Raw genomic sequence first — 18,250 nt, 5'->3', positions numbered from 1 at the left:
TGGCAACCCAAACATCAGCAACAAAAAAGCCCCCGGACAATCACCGTCCGAGGGCTTTTTGCACTGCGCGAAACCTGATTACTTCTTCAGGCCGTAATGCTCATCGAGCATGCCCGGCGCATTTGGGGATTTGGGTGCGTAGTCGCGAGGCGGCTCCTGATTGCGCGGCGGTGTCAGGCGTTCACGTGGGGCCGCTGCCGCATCGGCATGCAGCGAGGCCAGCAGGCGTTGGCGAGTCTGCTCGTCCAGGGCCAGGCGGTTGGCGCCCTCGGCGAGGTGATCCTGCACTTCCTGATAGCTCTGAGTCAGCTTCTTGACCAGGGTGGCAGTGCTGTTGAAGTGGGTCACCACCTCATTCTGATAACTGTCGAAACGTTCCTGAATGTCGTCCAGCTGACGTTGCGTGCTGCTCGGCGCGGCATTTGGCACCAGGCGAGCGATCAGGAATCCAATGGCGACACCCACAACCAGGGCAAGAGTCGGTAACAACCAAACTAAGAGCGAGTGTTCCACGAGTCCTTCCTCTATAAACGGCTTTGCTTTACGTTAACGGCTCGAACCTGCGCTGTATACCGCGATTCACTCGCAATAGATTGGCACAGACAATTTGCTAGACGAGTCGACCCGATTCGAGGTCACGGAGTTCCTTCCTTGCTTATGCGCGAAACCCCTGTAGTGATTGATGGCCCGGTGGGTCAACTGGAAGCCCTTTACCTCGATAATGAGCAGCCACGCGGCATTGCGCTGATCTGCCATCCGAACCCGGTGCAGGGCGGCACCATGCTCAACAAAGTGGTGTCGACCCTGCAGCGCACCGCGCGCGACGCCGGTTTGATCACTTTGCGTTTCAACTACCGTGGCGTCGGCGCCAGCGAAGGCACGCACGACATGGGCACTGGCGAAGTCGATGATGCTCAAGCCGCCGCCGAATGGCTGCTGGCCAAACATCCAGACTTGCCGCTGACCCTGTTCGGTTTCTCCTTCGGCGGTTTTGTTGCCGCCAGTCTCGGCGGACGCCTGGAAGCGAAGGGCGAGCAGCTGAAACATCTGTTCATGGTCGCACCGGCCGTCATGCGCCTGGGCGATCAGGATCAACTGCCGCAACACGGCGAGCTGACCCTGATCCAGCCGGAAACCGACGAAGTGATCGACCCGCAAGCCGTCTACGACTGGTCCGAAAAACTTGAGCGTCCCCATGAGCTGCTGAAAGTGGCAGAATGCGGACACTTTTTTCATGGCAAGCTGACCGATCTCAAGGATCTGATCCTGCCGCGTCTTTCGAATTGATTGCAGTCTGACAAGCGATTACCCATGACGACTCGTACCCGTATCCTCACCGGCATCACCACCACCGGCACGCCGCACCTGGGCAACTACGCCGGCGCCATCCGCCCGGCGATCGTCGCCAGCCGTGACAGCAATGCCGATTCGTTCTACTTCCTGGCCGACTACCACGCCCTGATCAAATGCGATGACCCGCTGCGCATCCAGCGCTCGCGTCTGGAAATCGCTGCGACCTGGCTGGCCGGTGGCCTGGATGTGGACCGCGTGACGTTCTATCGCCAGTCCGACATCCCGGAAATTCCCGAGCTGACCTGGCTGCTGACCTGCGTCGCCGCCAAGGGCCTGCTCAACCGCGCCCACGCCTACAAGGCTTCGGTGGACAAGAACGTCGAGACCGGCGAAGACCCGGACGCGGGCATTACCATGGGCTTGTACAGCTACCCGGTGCTGATGGCCGCGGACATTCTGATGTTCAACGCGCACAAAGTGCCGGTCGGTCGTGACCAGATCCAGCACGTGGAAATGGCCCGCGACATCGGCCAGCGTTTCAACCACCTGTTCGGTCAGGGCAAAGAATTCTTCACCATGCCTGAAGCGCTGATCGAAGAAAGCGTTGCCACGCTGCCAGGCCTCGACGGTCGCAAGATGTCGAAGAGCTACGACAACACCATCCCGTTGTTCAGCAGTGCCAAAGAGATGAAGGATGCGATTTCGCGGATCGTCACCGATTCGCGCGCGCCGGGTGAAGCCAAGGATCCGGACAATTCGCACCTGTTCACCTTGTTCCAGGCGTTTGCCACCCCGGCGCAGTCCGACGAATTCCGCAGTGAACTGTTGCAGGGCCTGGGTTGGGGCGAGGCGAAGAATCGTCTGTTCCAGTTGCTGGACAGCGAACTGGGCGAGTCGCGCGAGCGTTATCACCAGTTGATCGAACGCCCGGCAGACCTGGAAGACATGCTGCAAGTGGGCGCCAAAAAGGCCCGTGCAGTCGCGACGCCGTTCCTCAACGAACTGCGTGAAGCGGTCGGCCTGCGTTCTTTCGTGGCGCAGACTCAAGTCGCCGCCACCACCAAGAAAAAAACCGCGAAAGCCGCACGTTTTGTCAGCTTCCGTGAAGACGACGGCAGTTTCCGCTTCCGTCTGCTGGCGGCCGATGGCGAGCAACTGCTGCTATCGCGCAACTTCGCCGACGGCAAAACCGCCGGGCAAGTGACCAAGCAGCTGCAAGCGGGCCAGCCTCTGGACGTGCGCAGCGAAGACCTGAGCTTCAGCGTCTGGCTGGAAGGCGAGTGCGTGGCAGACAGCCCGACATTCACCGACAGCGCCGCGCGCGACGTCGCCATCGACGCCCTGCGCGTTGCGTTGACGCCGGTTCAGGAATAAATCAGCGGCTCGACCCGACCAAGGGCCGATTGCCATTCCTCCGGGCCGTCGCTACAGTGACGGCCCGTTTTTGTTGCCTTGCTAACGAATTATGACGCCCCTAGAACGATATCAAGCTGATCTGAAGCGCCCGGAGTTCTTCCACGACGCCGCGCAGGAAACTGCTGTGCGCCATTTGCAGCGCCTGTACGACGATCTGGTCGCGGCCTCGCAAAGCAAGCCAGGCCTGTTCGGCAAACTGTTTGGCAAGAAAGAGCAGGCGCCGGTCAAAGGCCTTTACTTCTGGGGCGGCGTGGGTCGCGGCAAGACTTACCTGGTCGACACCTTCTTCGAAGCGCTGCCGTTCAAGGAAAAAACCCGGACTCACTTCCACCGCTTCATGAAGCGCGTGCACGAAGAGATGAAGACCCTCGGCGGCGAAAAGAACCCGCTGACCCTCATCGCCAAGCGTTTTTCCGACGAATCGCGCGTGATTTGCTTCGATGAATTTTTCGTCTCCGACATCACCGACGCGATGATTCTCGGCACGCTGATGGAAGAGCTGTTCAAGAACGGCGTGACCCTGGTCGCGACCTCGAACATCGTGCCGGACGGTCTGTACAAGGACGGTCTGCAACGCGCGCGCTTCCTGCCGGCCATCGCGCTGATCAAGCAGAACACCGACATCGTCAACGTCGACAGCGGCGTCGATTATCGTCTGCGTCATCTTGAGCAAGCGGAGTTGTTCCATTTCCCGCTGGACGAAGCCGCTCAGGAAAGCCTGCGCAAGAGCTTCCGTGCACTGACGCCGGAATGCACGGCCGCGGTCGAAAACGACGTGCTGATGATCGAGAATCGCGCCATCCGCGCGGTACGTACGTGTGATGACGTGGCTTGGTTCGACTTCCGCGAACTGTGCGACGGCCCACGCAGCCAGAACGATTACATCGAACTGGGCAAGATCTTCCACGCCGTGTTGCTCAGCGGTGTCGAGCAGATGAGCGTCACCACTGACGACATCGCCCGGCGCTTTATCAACATGGTCGACGAATTCTACGACCGTAACGTCAAGCTGATCATTTCAGCCGAAGTCGAGCTCAAAGACCTCTACACCGGCGGTCGCCTGAACTTCGAGTTCCAGCGCACGCTCAGCCGTCTGCTGGAGATGCAGTCGCACGAATTCCTGTCCCGGGCGCATAAGCCATAAGCGTTCCAAAAAAGTCGAACGTTTCGGATGTCTAGTCCTGGAGCAGGTGTAAACCTTATTCAGGACGCGACAGACAAATTAAAAAGGCCTGCAAATGCAGGCCTTTTTTTAAGCGTTTTTTTTTGTCAGTTTTGAACGAGAAAACGCGCCAGTTCATCTTGTCGCTGGCAGCCGACGAGCAGCCACAGCAAGATTCTGGCTTTGCGTGGACAGAGAAATCCAGCCATCGATGCACCTTTACTGATCAGGTCCATCTCGCTGCCAATAAATCCGTAGGTTGATTGAGCCGTGGAGCCGGAACCTGTCCGGGTGGCAACGATGACAGGAATTTTTCTGGCGATGGTTTCAATTACATCCGCCCAGCTCGCGCCAACGTGTCCTGCACCGAAACCCGCAATCACCAGCCCGTCGTAACCCAGTTCGAGGATGTTCTCGATTAACAGGGTATCGGCGCAAAGCGACGCTTCCAGCAGGGCAATCTTCTGTGTGGTCAGCTGGGGCAACGGCAAGACCCTGCGCCGGACTGGCAGGCGCAGAAAGTTGACGGCGTTTTCCATTACCATGCCGACAGGACCAACGATGGGGGAAGAAAACGCCTGCAAAGCCAATGAATCGGTTTTGCGGACGGCGTTCGCTGAATGAATCTGTCCGTTCATCACTACGTGAACGCCTCGTTGACGGCTGCTTTCAGCCAGTGCAACCCGGCAAGCATCCAGCAGATTTGCCGGACCATCGGCCCCTGCCTGGGCTGCCGAACGCATGGCGCCGGTCAGGACCAACGGCTCGTCGTGGTCCCACAAATAGTCGAAAAATGTGGCTGTTTCTTCGAGGGTGTCTGTGCCTTGAGTAATGACAATACCCACCGCACCTTGACTGATTTGAACATTCGCCCAGGAAAGGGCACTCAGCAAAAAGTCGAAATCCAGTGAGGCACTGGGCAACAGTCCGAGCGTTTCTACGGTGACCCGTGCCAAGGTCGCCAACTCTGGCACCGAGGCCAGCAGGGTTTCACCGCTGACGGTCGGGATTACCCCTTCGCCGGCGTTCTTGGCTTGCATGCTCACGGTGCCGCCGAGCGCTGCAATGGCCAGTTTGGGCAGGGCCATGTGATACCTCATTAGCGTGTGATGAGAGGTGGCTGTACCCGGACTTGAGTCCGTGATACAGCCCGTCGCAACGTTCGTCAGCTGGCTACCAGCAGTCCGATAAACGGAATGATCAGCAACGTGCTGATAGCCATGGCCAGTACATTGCCGATGAAACTGTGCATGTAGGCCGGCAACCGCTTGGCAATCGCGCATGCCAGTGGTGGCGCAATCAATGCCCCCAGCAGTGCGCTTGAGGCGATGACCTGCCAGCTGCCGCCGTACGTCAGAACGGCCGCTGGTACGACTGACACCAACGGTACGTAGGTGGGATACCAGCCGCGCAATATCCATTGCTGACGCCAGATCACGACTCCTAACGCCGAGGTCAACGCTTGCGCGGCGATCAGTTGGGGCAGCAAGCCGGTGCCATACACCGGGCTGGTGGGGTTCAAGGTGTAAGCCATCAAAGCGCCTGCTATCAAACCGAGACTGGCCCATTCATTGCCAAAGAACGGCGCTTCCGAAAAGTCGGCCAACACCCGGCGCAGGCTCCATACGACACCATAATCGGGCGTTTTGGTAATTGCGGGTACGGGCACAGGGGGGCACGGTTTCTTGGGTGGGTCGGACTTCACCAGGCTCGGCAGGTAATGACAGAGCAGAAAAGCGCCGACGCTGGCGACCGCCATGCCGGTGACATTGCCGATCACCGCCGGCAATCCGAGGGGGAGGCAGACGTAATTGACGATCAACAAGCACATCGGAGTGACGAACACGGCGCCCATGATTGCGCCATTGATTGTGACCTTCCAGCCGCCGCCAAACATCAGCACCATCGCCGCCGGCAACGAAACAAAGGCGGCAAATGTGGGTTGCCAACTGGTGGCCGTGACCGTCCAGCCCCACAGAAGGTTGCTCAACAACAGGCCCAGCAACGAGCTGGTGACGAGCCACGGCCATAATCCGCTGCCGTAGCAAATGGTAAAACCTTGCCAGGCTTTTTCCGTTCGATTTGCCCAGTAGGCCAGGTAGGCGCCTGCAAGCAACCCGATCGAAGCGAACTCATGTTTGTAGAACGCCACCTCGCTGATGTCTCCCAAGACCCAACGCAGCCAGGCACTGGGCTCCGGGAGACTCGACACCATGTGACTGTAGTCTGGCCAATGGGCTGACCAGGATGTCCGGTAGGTGAATGAGAGCCAGACGATCAACAGAGTCGTGCTGAGCATCAGCCAGATGATCGCTATATCCAGCCGCGACTTGGCGGCAAGCCGGTTTTGCGGTTTTTCGTTTGTGGATTCCATCAGTCATTCCCCCTTATCAGCGCGGCAGACAAGGGTGCTGGGTGTAACCGAGCATTTGATCGTAGAGATCGGTTCGACGATCGCGATGCAAATCGTTCAGGTTGTTCCAGATGGGCGCGCTGCGCGAGCTGGTCAGGTCGATGTCAGCAAACAGGATTTCCTGCTTGTCCGCTGAGGCCACCTGGCCAATCGGCCAGCCGTTGGTGCCCGCGATCAGCGAGCAGCCCAGGTAACGTGCACCTCGCTCTTCGCCGATCCGGCTCGCCGCTGCAATAAACACATTGTTGACGTGAGCCGCCGTCATTGTCAGGTACGACGCCATGCACTTTCCGGCGTCATCGAACAGGGGCGGCGGGGTCCAGACCCAATTGTTCAGGCTGCAAATAATGTCGGCGCCTTGCTGGCTCAAGATGCGCGGTACTTCCGGGAACCAGATATCCCAGCAGATCAACAAACCTATGCGACCGATTGGGGTGTCGAAAACCGGGAAGCCCAGATCGCCCGGCGTGAACCACAATTTTTCCAGATTCCATAAATGTGCTTTTCGGTATTTGCCGATGAAGCCGTCAGGCCCAACAAGAACGCCAGTGTTGAACAGCTGCATGCCGTCGCGTTCCGTCAAACCGGCGACCAGATAAACCTCGTGCTGGCGGGCAAAGTCCATCCAGCTCTGCACACTTGACCCGCTGGGAACAGCTTCCGAATGCTCGAACGCATCCTGCCGTGTTTTAAAGAAGTAACCTGTGCTTGAAAGCTCGGGCAGGACGATGAGATTCGCACCGTCATTTGCCGCTTCCAACGCTAATTCCAGGCTTTTACGCAGATTTGCTTCCCGATTTTGCATTCCCACTTGTGGGTCGAATTGCACGACTGCTACACGAACAGGGCTTGTTGGCTCGCTCATTTCGATGACCTCTTATTATTGTTATTCACGCTGTTTAATTGCGTGCTTATGAGAGTCGAATCGGCGAGAACGCGTAAGTCAGCTACTTCCGTTTGGGGTGTAGTCCGTTTCCCAAGATGACTGCGCGGGGCACTTGGTTTTTTGGGGGGCAGAGCCAATGCACGGCGTGCATGGCTCCTGAGAGGGAAGTGATCAGGTTCCGACGTTATAGTGCGGATAGTCGCTCATGGAAAAACCGCCATGGAAGGCCGCTGCGGTTTTGTTGCAGATATGGATGACCGCATCGACAGCGCCCCGAAAGCACGGCTCGGTCCAGCCAGCATCGACTGAAAATGACTCCCCGGAAAAATACAGACCTGAGACATGCGCGAAGTCCCGGTTGTACTTCATCAGGCTGACGGCGTCGTAGTAGGTGCCGGGTCGATATAATTTTGCACAGCCCAATGCGTTTTTATCGGTCATCCAGCGCTGGACCACGGCTTGATCAAGGCTAATGTAGGGAGAGATTTTCTCCCGGATATTGGCGGAATTCATGAGGATCCGGTCCAGCTCTTTGGCGCACCTGTACACCAATTCCTTGTCGGTGAATGAGGCCAGTTTGGTGGCGTCATCTTCCCATGTGTAACTTAAAAGGATGCAGTCATAACTATAGTTATCGTTGTAGCGATAGGTGTAGACGTCGTGAATGAAACTGTCAGTGACGATGGCTTGCGGGATTTTGCTGTTTTTTGAAAGAAAGGATTTTTTAACGGTGCGAAGACTTTGCAACTGGTTTCCCAGTGCGCGGTTTTATAGGCATTGATCGTCTCGAACGGCAGCATCTGGGGTGTGAAGTACTCAAGCTTGATGCGAGTTTCTATCAGCCAGGAGGGAAGGGTCATGATGACCGAATCAAAGTCATCGTAGTGCTCCCGGATTTGCTCGGGTTGGCTATGTTTCGAGTTGTAGTAGACGCGTGTTTTCTGATTGGTCAGTTTTTTAAGTTTTGTAACGGATGAGTCCATGAGCAAACCGTTGTTTCTTTCCCGGCAGTGTTCGTAGAAGGACTTTGCGCTTTCGTCGGTTTTCATGAACAGCAGGCATTCATCCAGTGCTGCGAGTCCAATATAGCGGGGCCTGTCGAAACTTAGCCCCATTGAGTCAAAAACGGCTTCGTCGTTCAGACAGGGTGAATCCAGGGGGTCGCCAAGTGAGTCGACCCGACCATGGATCAATTGTAGCTGGCTGCTGAATCCAAAAATGGCAGTGCGCAGGGGATAAAGGGAGCAGACGTCGTAAAAGGCCCCCCAACTACCGTCGCCGATGCCAATGGCATAGAAGATCGCGGACTCCTCCGCGGACATTCCCATTCCGCCAAAGTCCCCCGGTGAACGTTCATTCCAAGCTTGGAGGGTGGGCATGCTGACCAGATCGCGAAACGAAACGCTCTCGTATTTTTCGACGATTGCAGCCCACATGACTTCCCATGCCTGACTGGCGTAAACCTCTGCAACGTGCCGGGTCATGCGATCGGCAAAGACCTTCCACTTTGCATAAACCTTTTGCAGTTCTTCACCGGGCGGTGGTGTCTGGCCATCTTCATTTTTCCAGATCAGCATCTGCGGAGTCGGTCCGCCGCCCATGCTGCCCTCTCGCAGATAGATTCCGGTCGAAGTGACCCACTGGCTGCCGGGATTGGCAAAATCTGAAATCGCCAGGTCGAACGCCTTGGCGTAGTAAGCCATCAGTGACCGGCCCTCTGTCGGTGGCTCGTCCGCCCGATTAAAGAAGGGCATGCGCATGGCCCCCATTTCAAACGGTGTATGACTCATCGACGAGTTCGGGCTTCCAGGAATGGTCAGGTGTCTGCCGCCAATGCGCTTGGATTGTTCTATGAGGGTGATTTGGGTAAAACCGCAGCGATACAGTTCTCTGGCGGCCGTCAGTCCGGTTACGCCGGCGCCAATAATGCAAATTTTATGGTGCGGGTCAGTTGCCTTGGCGATGCCGTTTTCCTGTTCAACCAATGCTCGATAGTCGAAGCACAAATCGGGTGGGTTTGGAAAGCGGGTCGCCCATTTGTTTTCAGTCGAACGCTTTGCCCGAACGGCCTTGGCGGCGAATGACGGGTAGTTGTAGCTTGATCCGATGGTCACTGTTGATCTTCCCTGATGTGATTGGCAGGGAAAGATGTTGGCGTTTTTCGGAGGCAGTGTATGTGAGCAGAATGGAGTTCTGCGCTGTTCTGTATTCCCGATTTGGTGTGGGAAAAAGATACTCGAAAGCCGTTGATACTTGTAGGAGCGGCTTGCGAGCGACTGCATCGACACGGTGCATCAGGCATCCGTGTCATCGTTGATCGCCTGCAAGCGGTGCTCCTTCAGGAGGCGCGTTTCCTTAAGCGGCTTGCTGGAATTGCTGCCGATACTGATTCGGCGACAACTCGGTGTGCTGGCGGAACAGCCGCGCAAAGAAGCTCGCGTCGTCGTAACCGACCTCATAGCTGATGGTCTTGATGCTCTTGCGGCTAGCGGACAGCAGGCCCTTGGCGGTTTCGATGCGCAGGCGTTGCAGGTAATGCAGCGGCTTGTCGCCGGTCGCGGTCTGGAAGCGGCGCATGAAGTTGCGGATGCTCATGCCGTGTTCGCGGGCGACGTCTTCGAAGCGGAATTTGTCGGCGAAGTGCTCTTCGAGCCAATGCTGGATCTGCAGGATGATCACGTCCTGGTGCAGCTTCTGGCCGCCAAAACCGATCCGTCCCGGGGAATAGCTGCGCTGGACTTCGTAAAGGATATCGCGCGCCACGGCCTGCGATACGTTGGCGCCGCAGAAGCGCTCGATCAGGTAGATGTAGAGGTCGCAGGCCGACGTGGTACCGCCGGCGCAATACAGGTTGTCGGCGTCGGTCAGGTGTTTGTCCTGATTGAGCTGAACCTGCGGGTAGCGCTCGGCGAACGCGTTGAAGAAGCGCCAATACGTGGTCGCTTCCTTGCCATTGAGCAAACCGGCCTCGGCAAGCCAGAACACCCCGGTCGCTTCGCCGCACAGCACCGCACCGCGGGCATGTTGCTCGCGCAGCCACGGCAGCACCTGTGGATAACGTTTGTAAAGGGTCTCGAAGTCGTCCCAGAAAGCAGGAAGAATGATGATGTCGGCGTTTTCCAGGCCGCCGTCTACCGGGATGATCACATCGCTGAAGCTGTTCACCGGCTTGCCGTCGGGGCTGACCAGCCGGGTTTCAAACGCCGGTGTCAGGCCCTGGCCCAGCTGTTTTCCATAGCGCAGGCTGGCCAGATGGAAGAAATCTTTGGCTTGCAGGAGAGTGGAAGCGAAAACCCGGTCTATCGCCAGGATGCTGACGCGCCGCAGGGGCGTGGAGACTTGCTTAGACATAATTCAACTTTATTTTTATAAGGGAAAGTGGTCATCAAACGGCTGGATCGTCTTATTTTTTGTCTGATGTGTCCAGTGTCCTGTGTCGGATGTGAGGCTTAGTCTCTGCGGGGCCATTCCTCTAACAATAACGACAGGTGCCGCATGATCCCCAGAACCTTGTTCAGTTCCGAGCACGAACTTTTCCGCGACAGCGTGCGTACGTTCCTCGAAAAAGAGGCCGTTCCGTTCCATGCACAGTGGGAAAAACAAGGCTATATCGACCGCAAACTCTGGAACAAGGCAGGGGAGGCGGGGATGTTGTGTTCGCATCTGCCGGAGGAATACGGCGGGTTGGGAGCGGACTTTCTGTACAGCGCGGTGGTGATCGAAGAGGTCGGGCGCCTGGGGCTGACCGGGATCGGTTTCTCCCTGCATTCGGACATTGTGGCGCCTTACATCCTGCATTACGGCAGTGAGGCTTTAAAGCACAAGTACCTGCCGAAACTGGTGTCCGGCGAAATGGTTACAGCGATCGCCATGACCGAGCCGGGGGCCGGTTCCGACCTGCAAGGGGTGAAGACCACGGCGGTGCTGGATGGCGACGAGTACGTCATCAATGGTTCGAAAACCTTCATCACCAACGGCTTTCTGGCGGACCTGGTGATTGTCGTGGCCAAGACCGATCCCAAGGCCGGTGCCAAGGGCACGAGTCTGTTTCTGGTGGAGGCCGATACCCCCGGTTTCGACAAGGGCAAGCGTCTGGAAAAGGTCGGGATGAAGGCGCAGGACACGTCGGAATTATTCTTCCAGGACGTTCGGGTGCCCAAGGAAAACCTGTTGGGGCAGGCCGGGATGGGCTTCGCTTACCTGATGCAGGAATTGCCGCAAGAGCGCCTCACCGTGGCCATCGGCGGACTTGCATCGGCTGAAGCGGCGTTGCAATGGACGCTGGACTACACCCGCGAGCGCAAGGCGTTCGGCAAGGCGATTGCCGACTTCCAGAACACGCGCTTCAAACTGGCGGAGATGGCCACCGAGATTCAGATTGGCCGGGTCTTCGTCGATCGCTGTCTGGAGTTGCATCTGCAAGGCAAGCTGGACGTGCCGACGGCGGCGATGGCCAAGTATTGGGGCACGGACCTGCAATGCAAGGTGCTCGACGAGTGCGTGCAGTTGCATGGCGGCTACGGCTTTATGTGGGAATACCCGATTGCCCGGGCGTGGGCGGATGCGCGAGTGCAGCGGATTTATGCGGGGACCAATGAAATCATGAAGGAGATTATTGCGCGGTCTCTTTGATTTGCAGTGACTGGACTGACGCCTTCGCGAGCAAGCCCGCTCCCACATTCGACCGCATTCCTCTAAAAGAACTCGGTTAAATGTGGGAGCGGGCTTGCTCGCGAAGGCTTTTTACCTATCGATCAAGGCGCAGGGTTCGGGTGATCCTTGTGAATCGCCTCAATCCCCTCCAACACTTCATCCGACAGCTTCAGCTCGAAGCTCGCTAAATTGCTTTCAAGCTGCTCCATCGTCGTCGCACCAATGATGTTGCTGGTGACGAACGGTTGCTGAGTGACGAATGCCAGCGCCATCTGCGCCGGGTCCAGGCCGTGTTCACGGGCCAGTGCCACGTAACGGCTGCACGCTGCTTCCGACTGTGGGTTGAAATAGCGGCTGAAGCGGCTGTAGAGGCTCAGGCGGCCTTTTGGAGGGCGGGCGCCACCTTCGTACTTGCCCGACAGGAAACCGAACGCCAGCGGCGAATAAGCGAGCAAGCCGCATTGTTCGCGAATGGCAATTTCTGCCAGGCCGACTTCGAAGCTGCGGTTGAGCAGGTTGTACGGGTTCTGGATCGATACGGCACGCGGCCAGCCACGGGCTTCGGCCAGGGCGAGGAAGCGCATGGTGCCCCACGGCGTTTCATTGGACAGGCCGATGTGGCGGATCTTGCCGGCCTTGACCTGCTCGTCGAGTGCTTCGAGGGTGTCTTCCAGCGGCGTGAGGTTGGCTTCGCTCTTGTGCTTGTAGCCCAGTTGGCCGAAGAAATTGGTGCTGCGTTCCGGCCAATGCAGTTGATAGAGGTCGATGTAGTCGGTTTGCAGGCGTTTCAGGCTCGCGTCCACGGCTTCGGTGATGTGCTGGCGGTTGTGGCGCAGGTTTTTATCGCGGATGTAGTCGATGGTGTTGCCGGGGCCGGCGATCTTGCTGGCGAGGATCCAGTCGGCGCGATCGCCGCGACTTTTGAAGTAATTGCCGATGTAGCGCTCGGTGGTGGCGTAGGTTTCGGCCTTGGGCGGCACCGGGTACATCTCTGCAGTGTCGATGAAATTGATCCCGGCACTTTTGGCCCGTTCAATCTGCGCGAAGGCTTCAGCCTCGCTGTTTTGCTCGCCCCAGGTCATGGTTCCGAGGCAGATGGCGCTCACATTCAGATTGGTTCTGCCTAGCTGGCGATAGTCCATCAGGTACTCCTTGGGCAAAACAATCATAAAAGCAGGTTGAATTATTTTTCGCAATCTGCATAATTGCGCACCTCTTTCTGCAGTGGAAGTGATGCGCCGCCGCCGAAGAATCTTGCCGTTGAACGGACGCGCCGACCCGAGCCCCCGAAAGCGTCTGTATCCGGCTGCCTTTGACTTGTCAAAGTACGCACTATTCAGTAAGATCCGCCGTCTAATTTACAGGGCGGCCCCTGAGGCTATAAAGAATGAAAACTTTTACTGCTAAACCGGAAACAGTACAGCGCGACTGGTTTGTCGTCGACGCTGCAGGTCAGACCCTGGGTCGTCTGGCCACCGAAATCGCGAGCCGTCTGCGTGGCAAGCATAAAGCTGAGTACACTCCTCACGTTGACACCGGCGACTACATCGTCGTTATCAATGCCGAGCAGATTCGTGTAACTGGTGCTAAAACCACCGACAAGATCTACTACTCCCACTCCGGTTTCCCGGGCGGCATCAAGTCGATCAACTTCGAAAAGCTGATCGCTAAAGCCCCTGAGCGCGTGATCGAGACTGCGGTCAAGGGCATGCTGCCTAAGAACCCGCTGGGTCGCGACATGTATCGTAAGCTGAAAGTCTATGCGGGCGCTGTACACCCTCATACTGCTCAGCAGCCCCAAGAACTGAAGTTTTAACGGAATAGTTCATTATGTCGGCGACTCAAAATTACGGCACTGGCCGTCGCAAGACCGCAACCGCACGCGTTTTCCTGCGTCCGGGTACTGGTAACATCTCGATCAACAACCGCACCCTGGAAAATTTCTTCGGTCGCGAAACTGCCCGCATGGTAGTTCGCCAGCCGCTGGAATTGACCGAGACAGTTGAAAAGTTCGACATCTACGTCACCGTTATCGGTGGCGGTGTAAGTGGTCAAGCTGGCGCAATCCGCCACGGTATCACTCGCGCACTGATGCAGTACGACGAAACCCTGCGTGGCGCTCTGCGCAAAGCTGGCTTCGTGACTCGCGATGCTCGTGAAGTTGAACGTAAGAAAGTCGGTCTGCGTAAAGCGCGTAAGCGTCCGCAGTACTCGAAGCGTTAATTCGCTTTCACGTTCAAAAAAGAACGCCCAGCCTCCTCACGGAGCTGGGCGTTTTTTTATGCGTGCGATTTCTCAAAGAATTGCGCTGTGACAACTTGCCACAGCCGTAGAGCCCCTATACTGCAAGGCTTGGCAGTGGAGCCCTTGGGTAATTACCTTGTCAGAATTGGGGCTTTTCATTACCATTCGGCAAAATTTTTATAAGTACATAGATTTACTTAGTAGATGCCTGATTTAACAGGCCACAAAAGCTGATGGGAGAGGACTGAATGAGCAATGACGGCGTGAATACAGGCCGGCGTCGCTTCTTGGTAGCAGCCACATCCGTGGTGGGTGCTGCAGGAGCGGTGGGGGCTGCGGTCCCGTTCGTGGGGTCATGGTTTCCCAGTGCCAAGGCGAAAGCCGCAGGTGCACCGGTGAAAGTGAATGTCAGTAAAATCGAGCCAGGCCAGCAGATGATTGCTGAGTGGCGCGGTCAGCCGGTATTCATTGTCCGCCGTACTCCGGAAATCCTGGGGAATCTAAAAAAGATCGAAGGCGATCTCGCCGATCCTGATTCCAAGCAATCGACGCAACCGGCCTATGTAAACCCCGAAACGCGTTCGATCAAGCCAGAAATTCTGCTGCTGATCGGCATTTGCACGCACTTGGGTTGTTCGCCTACTTTCCGTCCGGAAGTGGCACCCGCGGATCTTGGTCCGAAATGGGTGGGTGGTTATTTCTGCCCTTGCCACGGCTCCCATTACGATCTGGCTGGCCGCGTCTACAAGTCGCAACCTGCGCCTTTGAACCTGCCAGTTCCCCCGCATTCCTATGAGACCGATGAGATCATTGTCATTGGCGTCGATACGGAGAAAGCGTGATGAGCAAGTTCATGGATTGGGTTGATGCGCGCTTTCCCGCGACCAAAATGTGGGAAGACCATCTCAGCAAGTACTACGCCCCGAAGAACTTCAACTTCTTCTATTTCTTTGGTTCCCTGGCGCTGCTCGTTCTGGTCAACCAGATCGTCACCGGTGTCTGGCTGACCATGAGCTACACCCCGTCGGCAGAAGAGGCGTTTGCTTCCGTCGAATACATCATGCGCGACGTCGAGTACGGCTCGATCCTGCGTCTGCTGCACTCCACCGGCGCTTCGGCGTTCTTCATCGTGGTTTATCTGCACATGTTCCGTGGCTTGCTCTACGGTTCGTACCAGAAGCCGCGTGAGCTGGTGTGGGTCTTCGGTATGCTGATCTACCTGGCGCTGATGGCTGAAGCCTTCATGGGTTACCTGCTGCCGTGGGGCCAGATGTCCTACTGGGGTGCCCAGGTGATCATCTCGCTGTTCGGTGCGATCCCGGTCATCGGTAACGATCTGACTCAGTGGATCCGTGGTGACTACCTGATTTCCGGTATTACCCTGAACCGCTTCTTTGCCCTGCACGTTGTTGCGTTGCCGATCGTTATCCTGGGTCTGGTGGTGCTGCACGTTCTGGCGCTGCACGAAGTCGGTTCGAACAACCCGGACGGTGTGGACATCAAGAAACACAAGGACGAAAACGGCGTACCGCTGGACGGCATTGCCTTCCACCCGTACTACACCGTGAAAGATATCGTCGGCGTGGTGGTGTTCCTGTTCATCTTCTGCTCGATCGTGTTCTTCTTCCCTGAAATGGGCGGGTACTTCCTCGAGAAGCCGAACTTCGAAGTGGCGAACGCCTTCAAAACCCCAGAGCACATCGCTCCGGTCTGGTACTTCACCCCGTTCTACGCAATTTTGCGGGCGATCCCGGACAAGCTCATGGGTGTTATCGCCATGGGTGCGTCGATCGCCATGCTGTTCGTCCTGCCGTGGCTGGACCGTAGCCCCGTCAAGTCGATGCGCTACAAAGGCTGGATGAGCAGAATCTGGCTGTGGGTGTTCTGCATCTCGTTCGTGATCCTGGGCGTGCTGGGCGTATTGGCTCCGACCCCTGAGCGGACGTTGCTGTCGCAGGTCTGTACCTTCCTGTACTTCGCCTACTTCATTCTGATGCCGTTCTACACCAGGCTCGAGAAGACCAAACCGGTTCCGGAAAGGGTGACTGGCTGATGAAAAAGTTATTTTTTGCACTGATTCTTGCTGCTTTGCCTGTCCTGTCCTTCGCGGCTGAACACGGTGGTCCTGAGCTGGAAAAGGTCGACATCGACGTTTCTGACAAAGCGGCCTTGCAAGATGGCGCGCGTACCTTTGCCAACTATTGCATGGGCTGCCACAGCGCCAAGTTCCAGCGCTATGAGCGCGTCGCCGATGACCTGGGCATTCCCCATGATCTGATGCTGTCGAACCTGGTGTTCACCGGCGCCAAGATCGGCGACCACATGAGCATCGGCATGCAGCCGGCAGACGCCAAGGCCTGGTTCGGCGCGGCGCCGCCCGACCTGACGCTGGTGGCTCGTGTTCGCGGTACTGACTGGCTCTACGGCTACCTGAAGTCGTTCTACGAAGATCCGTCGCGTCCATGGGGTGTGAACAACAAGGTCTTCCCGAACGTCGGTATGCCTAACGTCCTGGCGGGCCTGCAAGGTCGTCAGATTATCGGTTGCAAGCAGGTTCAGATCGTCGAAGACGGCAAGAAGCAATATGACCCGCTGACCGGTACGCCTTTGACTCACGAAGCCTGTGATCAAATGACCATCGTGCCGAAAACCGGTGCCATGACCGAAGAGCAGTTCGATGAGAAGGTCAAGAATCTGGTAACCTTCCTGGCTTACTCGGCTAACCCGGTTAAGTTGCAACATCAGCGCATCGGTACTTACGTCTTGCTGTACCTGGCGTTCTTCTTCGTGTTCGCTTATCTGCTCAAGCGCGAATACTGGAAAGATGTGCACTGATAAAGATTCAAGCAGTTGCTGTTAATCGCGCGCGCCCAAGGGCGCCTCTGAAGGTGTAACGAGTCTGGGTGATCCAGGCGTTACGGGAGGCGCCCTCTGGGCGCGCTCGTTTTTCCGCTTTCGATAATTTCAACAAGCGAGGAGGACCGCCATGGGCGTGACCAATCGGTTGGCCTGTTACTCCGACCCCGCCGACCACTATTCCCACCGAGTGCGTATCGTACTTGCAGAGAAGGGTGTCAGCGCCGAGATCATTTACGTGGAAGCTGGTCGCCAGCCGCCTAAACTGATTGAGGTGAACCCTTACGGAAGCCTGCCTACCCTGGTCGATCGTGACCTGGCGTTGTGGGAGTCGACCGTGGTGATGGAATATCTGGATGAGCGTTACCCGCACCCGCCCTTGCTGCCGGTTTATCCTGTGGCGCGTGCAAACAGCCGTCTGCTGATTCATCGTATTCAGCGCGACTGGTGTGGCCTGGTGGATCTGATTCTGGATTCGAAGACCAAGGAAGCAGCCCGCGTCGTCGCTCGTAAAGAGTTGCGCGAGAGCCTGACGGGCGTGTCGCCGTTGTTCGCCGACAAGCCGTTTTTCCTCAGTGAGGAACAAAGTCTGGTGGACTGCTGCCTATTACCAATACTCTGGCGCTTGCCGATTTTGGGTATTGAACTGCCGCGGCCTGCCAAGCCGCTGCTTGATTATATGGAGCGCTCGTTTGCGCGTGAGGCTTTCCAGGCAAGTTTGTCTGGTGTCGAACGCGATATGCGCTAAGGCTTAAGGAGCCGCTATGAACTCCAGTCGACCTTATCTGGTCCGCGCGCTCTACGAGTGGATTGTGGACAACGATTGCACCCCGCACATGCTGGTCAATTCGGAATATCCGTCGGTGCAGGTGCCTCAGGGTTTTGCCAGTGACGGACAAATCGTCTTGAACGTGTCGCCACAAGCCGTGCGCCATTTGCACATGGACAATGAGGCGGTCAGCTTCGAAGGGCGCTTTGGTGGTGTGCCACACACGCTGTACGTGCCTATCGCATCGATCCTGGGGATTTACGCCCGGGAGAACGGTCAGGGCATGGTGTTCGATCTGGAATCGCCTATGGAAGACGAGGAAGAGATCGAGCCGGATGATGATATTCCGCCACCCGACAGCGAGCCGCCGCGTCCCAGCGGTCGACCCAGTTTGAAAGTGGTGAAGTAATAAAAAAGGCGATCCGAGAGGATCGCCTTTTTTATTACTGTAGGAGCACGGCTTGCCGGCGATGGCGATCATCAAAACGCTATCGCCAACAAGCTGTGCTCCTACAAGATGGCGATGTCAAAGACGCCATCGCCGCCAAGCTGTGCTCC

General features: G+C 57.0%; 17 protein-coding genes and 1 pseudogene. 11 read left to right on the top strand and 7 right to left on the bottom strand.

Features of this window, described 5'->3' with window-relative positions; translation table 11 throughout:
• Positions 1-78 precede the first annotated feature (78 nt).
• Positions 79-513 (bottom strand): YhcB family protein, encoded by a 435-nt coding sequence (locus tag EAH78_RS16960; protein WP_140668514.1) that lies wholly within the window; start codon positions 511-513, stop codon positions 79-81.
• A 144-nt stretch (positions 514-657) separates the two neighbouring features.
• Between EAH78_RS16960 and EAH78_RS16955 the strand changes: the two genes are divergently transcribed.
• The 3 genes from EAH78_RS16955 to zapE all read left to right on the top strand — a co-directional run bounded on the left by EAH78_RS16955 (position 658) and on the right by zapE (position 3,853).
• Positions 658-1,287, top strand: coding sequence for an alpha/beta hydrolase (locus tag EAH78_RS16955; RefSeq protein ID WP_140668513.1), 630 nt, complete (start codon positions 658-660; stop codon positions 1,285-1,287).
• Positions 1,288-1,311: 24 nt separating this feature from the next.
• Positions 1,312-2,667 carry a tryptophan--tRNA ligase gene (locus EAH78_RS16950; protein ID WP_140668512.1) on the top strand — a complete coding sequence of 452 codons (1,356 nt, stop codon included), beginning with the start codon at positions 1,312-1,314 and terminating at the stop codon, positions 2,665-2,667.
• 91 nt (positions 2,668-2,758) lie between these two features.
• A complete protein-coding gene (gene zapE, locus EAH78_RS16945; RefSeq protein WP_140668511.1) occupies positions 2,759-3,853 on the top strand; it encodes a cell division protein ZapE in 1,095 nt (364 codons plus the stop codon).
• 125 nt (positions 3,854-3,978) lie between these two features.
• On the opposite strand, the gene EAH78_RS16940 is transcribed toward zapE, so the two are convergent.
• From EAH78_RS16940 to EAH78_RS16920, 5 genes and pseudogenes are all read right to left on the bottom strand, one after another.
• Entirely contained in the window at positions 3,979-4,959 is a 981-nt protein-coding gene (locus EAH78_RS16940) for an asparaginase (RefSeq protein ID WP_140668510.1), read from the bottom strand.
• A 77-nt stretch (positions 4,960-5,036) separates the two neighbouring features.
• Entirely contained in the window at positions 5,037-6,245 is a 1,209-nt protein-coding gene (locus tag EAH78_RS16935; RefSeq protein ID WP_140668509.1) for a hypothetical protein, read from the bottom strand.
• 16 nt (positions 6,246-6,261) lie between these two features.
• Complete coding sequence (locus EAH78_RS16930) at positions 6,262-7,149, bottom strand: nitrilase family protein (protein ID WP_140668508.1); 888 nt, start codon at positions 7,147-7,149, stop codon at positions 6,262-6,264.
• Between the two features lie 192 nt (positions 7,150-7,341).
• Positions 7,342-9,284 (bottom strand): annotated as a pseudogene (locus EAH78_RS16925) (flavin monoamine oxidase family protein).
• Between the two features lie 241 nt (positions 9,285-9,525).
• A complete protein-coding gene (locus EAH78_RS16920; RefSeq protein ID WP_193560088.1) occupies positions 9,526-10,422 on the bottom strand; it encodes a GlxA family transcriptional regulator in 897 nt (298 codons plus the stop codon).
• 243 nt (positions 10,423-10,665) lie between these two features.
• Between EAH78_RS16920 and EAH78_RS16915 the strand changes: the two genes are divergently transcribed.
• Positions 10,666-11,802, top strand: a complete 1,137-nt coding sequence (locus tag EAH78_RS16915; RefSeq protein WP_123435085.1) for an acyl-CoA dehydrogenase family protein — start codon at positions 10,666-10,668, stop codon at positions 11,800-11,802.
• 122 nt (positions 11,803-11,924) lie between these two features.
• Here the strand turns inward: EAH78_RS16915 and EAH78_RS16910 are convergent, their stop codons facing one another.
• Positions 11,925-12,965, bottom strand: coding sequence for an NADP(H)-dependent aldo-keto reductase (locus EAH78_RS16910; RefSeq protein ID WP_140668506.1), 1,041 nt, complete (start codon positions 12,963-12,965; stop codon positions 11,925-11,927).
• Positions 12,966-13,210: 245 nt separating this feature from the next.
• Between EAH78_RS16910 and rplM the strand changes: the two genes are divergently transcribed.
• The 7 genes from rplM to EAH78_RS16875 all read left to right on the top strand — a co-directional run bounded on the left by rplM (position 13,211) and on the right by EAH78_RS16875 (position 18,101).
• Complete coding sequence (gene rplM, locus EAH78_RS16905; RefSeq protein ID WP_007905295.1) at positions 13,211-13,639, top strand: 50S ribosomal protein L13; 429 nt, start codon at positions 13,211-13,213, stop codon at positions 13,637-13,639.
• A gap of 14 nt (positions 13,640-13,653) precedes the next feature.
• Positions 13,654-14,046 carry a 30S ribosomal protein S9 gene (rpsI, locus tag EAH78_RS16900; RefSeq protein ID WP_003216038.1) on the top strand — a complete coding sequence of 131 codons (393 nt, stop codon included), beginning with the start codon at positions 13,654-13,656 and terminating at the stop codon, positions 14,044-14,046.
• Between the two features lie 269 nt (positions 14,047-14,315).
• On the top strand, positions 14,316-14,909 hold the full coding sequence (gene petA / locus EAH78_RS16895; protein ID WP_140668505.1) for a ubiquinol-cytochrome c reductase iron-sulfur subunit: 594 nt from the start codon (positions 14,316-14,318) through the stop codon (positions 14,907-14,909).
• Complete coding sequence (locus EAH78_RS16890; RefSeq protein WP_123435082.1) at positions 14,909-16,120, top strand: cytochrome b; 1,212 nt, start codon at positions 14,909-14,911, stop codon at positions 16,118-16,120. Before petA ends, EAH78_RS16890 begins: the two co-directional genes overlap by 1 nt.
• A complete protein-coding gene (locus tag EAH78_RS16885) occupies positions 16,120-16,902 on the top strand; it encodes a cytochrome c1 (RefSeq protein ID WP_140668504.1) in 783 nt (260 codons plus the stop codon). The genes EAH78_RS16890 and EAH78_RS16885 overlap by 1 nt, the downstream gene beginning before the upstream one ends.
• Before the next feature lie 151 nt (positions 16,903-17,053).
• Positions 17,054-17,671 carry a glutathione S-transferase N-terminal domain-containing protein gene (locus tag EAH78_RS16880; RefSeq protein ID WP_027922678.1) on the top strand — a complete coding sequence of 206 codons (618 nt, stop codon included), beginning with the start codon at positions 17,054-17,056 and terminating at the stop codon, positions 17,669-17,671.
• Between the two features lie 16 nt (positions 17,672-17,687).
• Positions 17,688-18,101, top strand: coding sequence for a ClpXP protease specificity-enhancing factor (locus EAH78_RS16875; RefSeq protein ID WP_007943725.1), 414 nt, complete (start codon positions 17,688-17,690; stop codon positions 18,099-18,101).
• The last annotated feature ends 149 nt before the right edge of the window (positions 18,102-18,250 follow it).

It is taken from the genome of Pseudomonas arsenicoxydans (genome assembly GCF_006438915.1).
In the GTDB taxonomy this organism is placed as follows: domain Bacteria; phylum Pseudomonadota; class Gammaproteobacteria; order Pseudomonadales; family Pseudomonadaceae; genus Aquipseudomonas; species Aquipseudomonas arsenicoxydans_A.
This window is presented reverse-complemented; position numbering and strand designations above follow the sequence as displayed.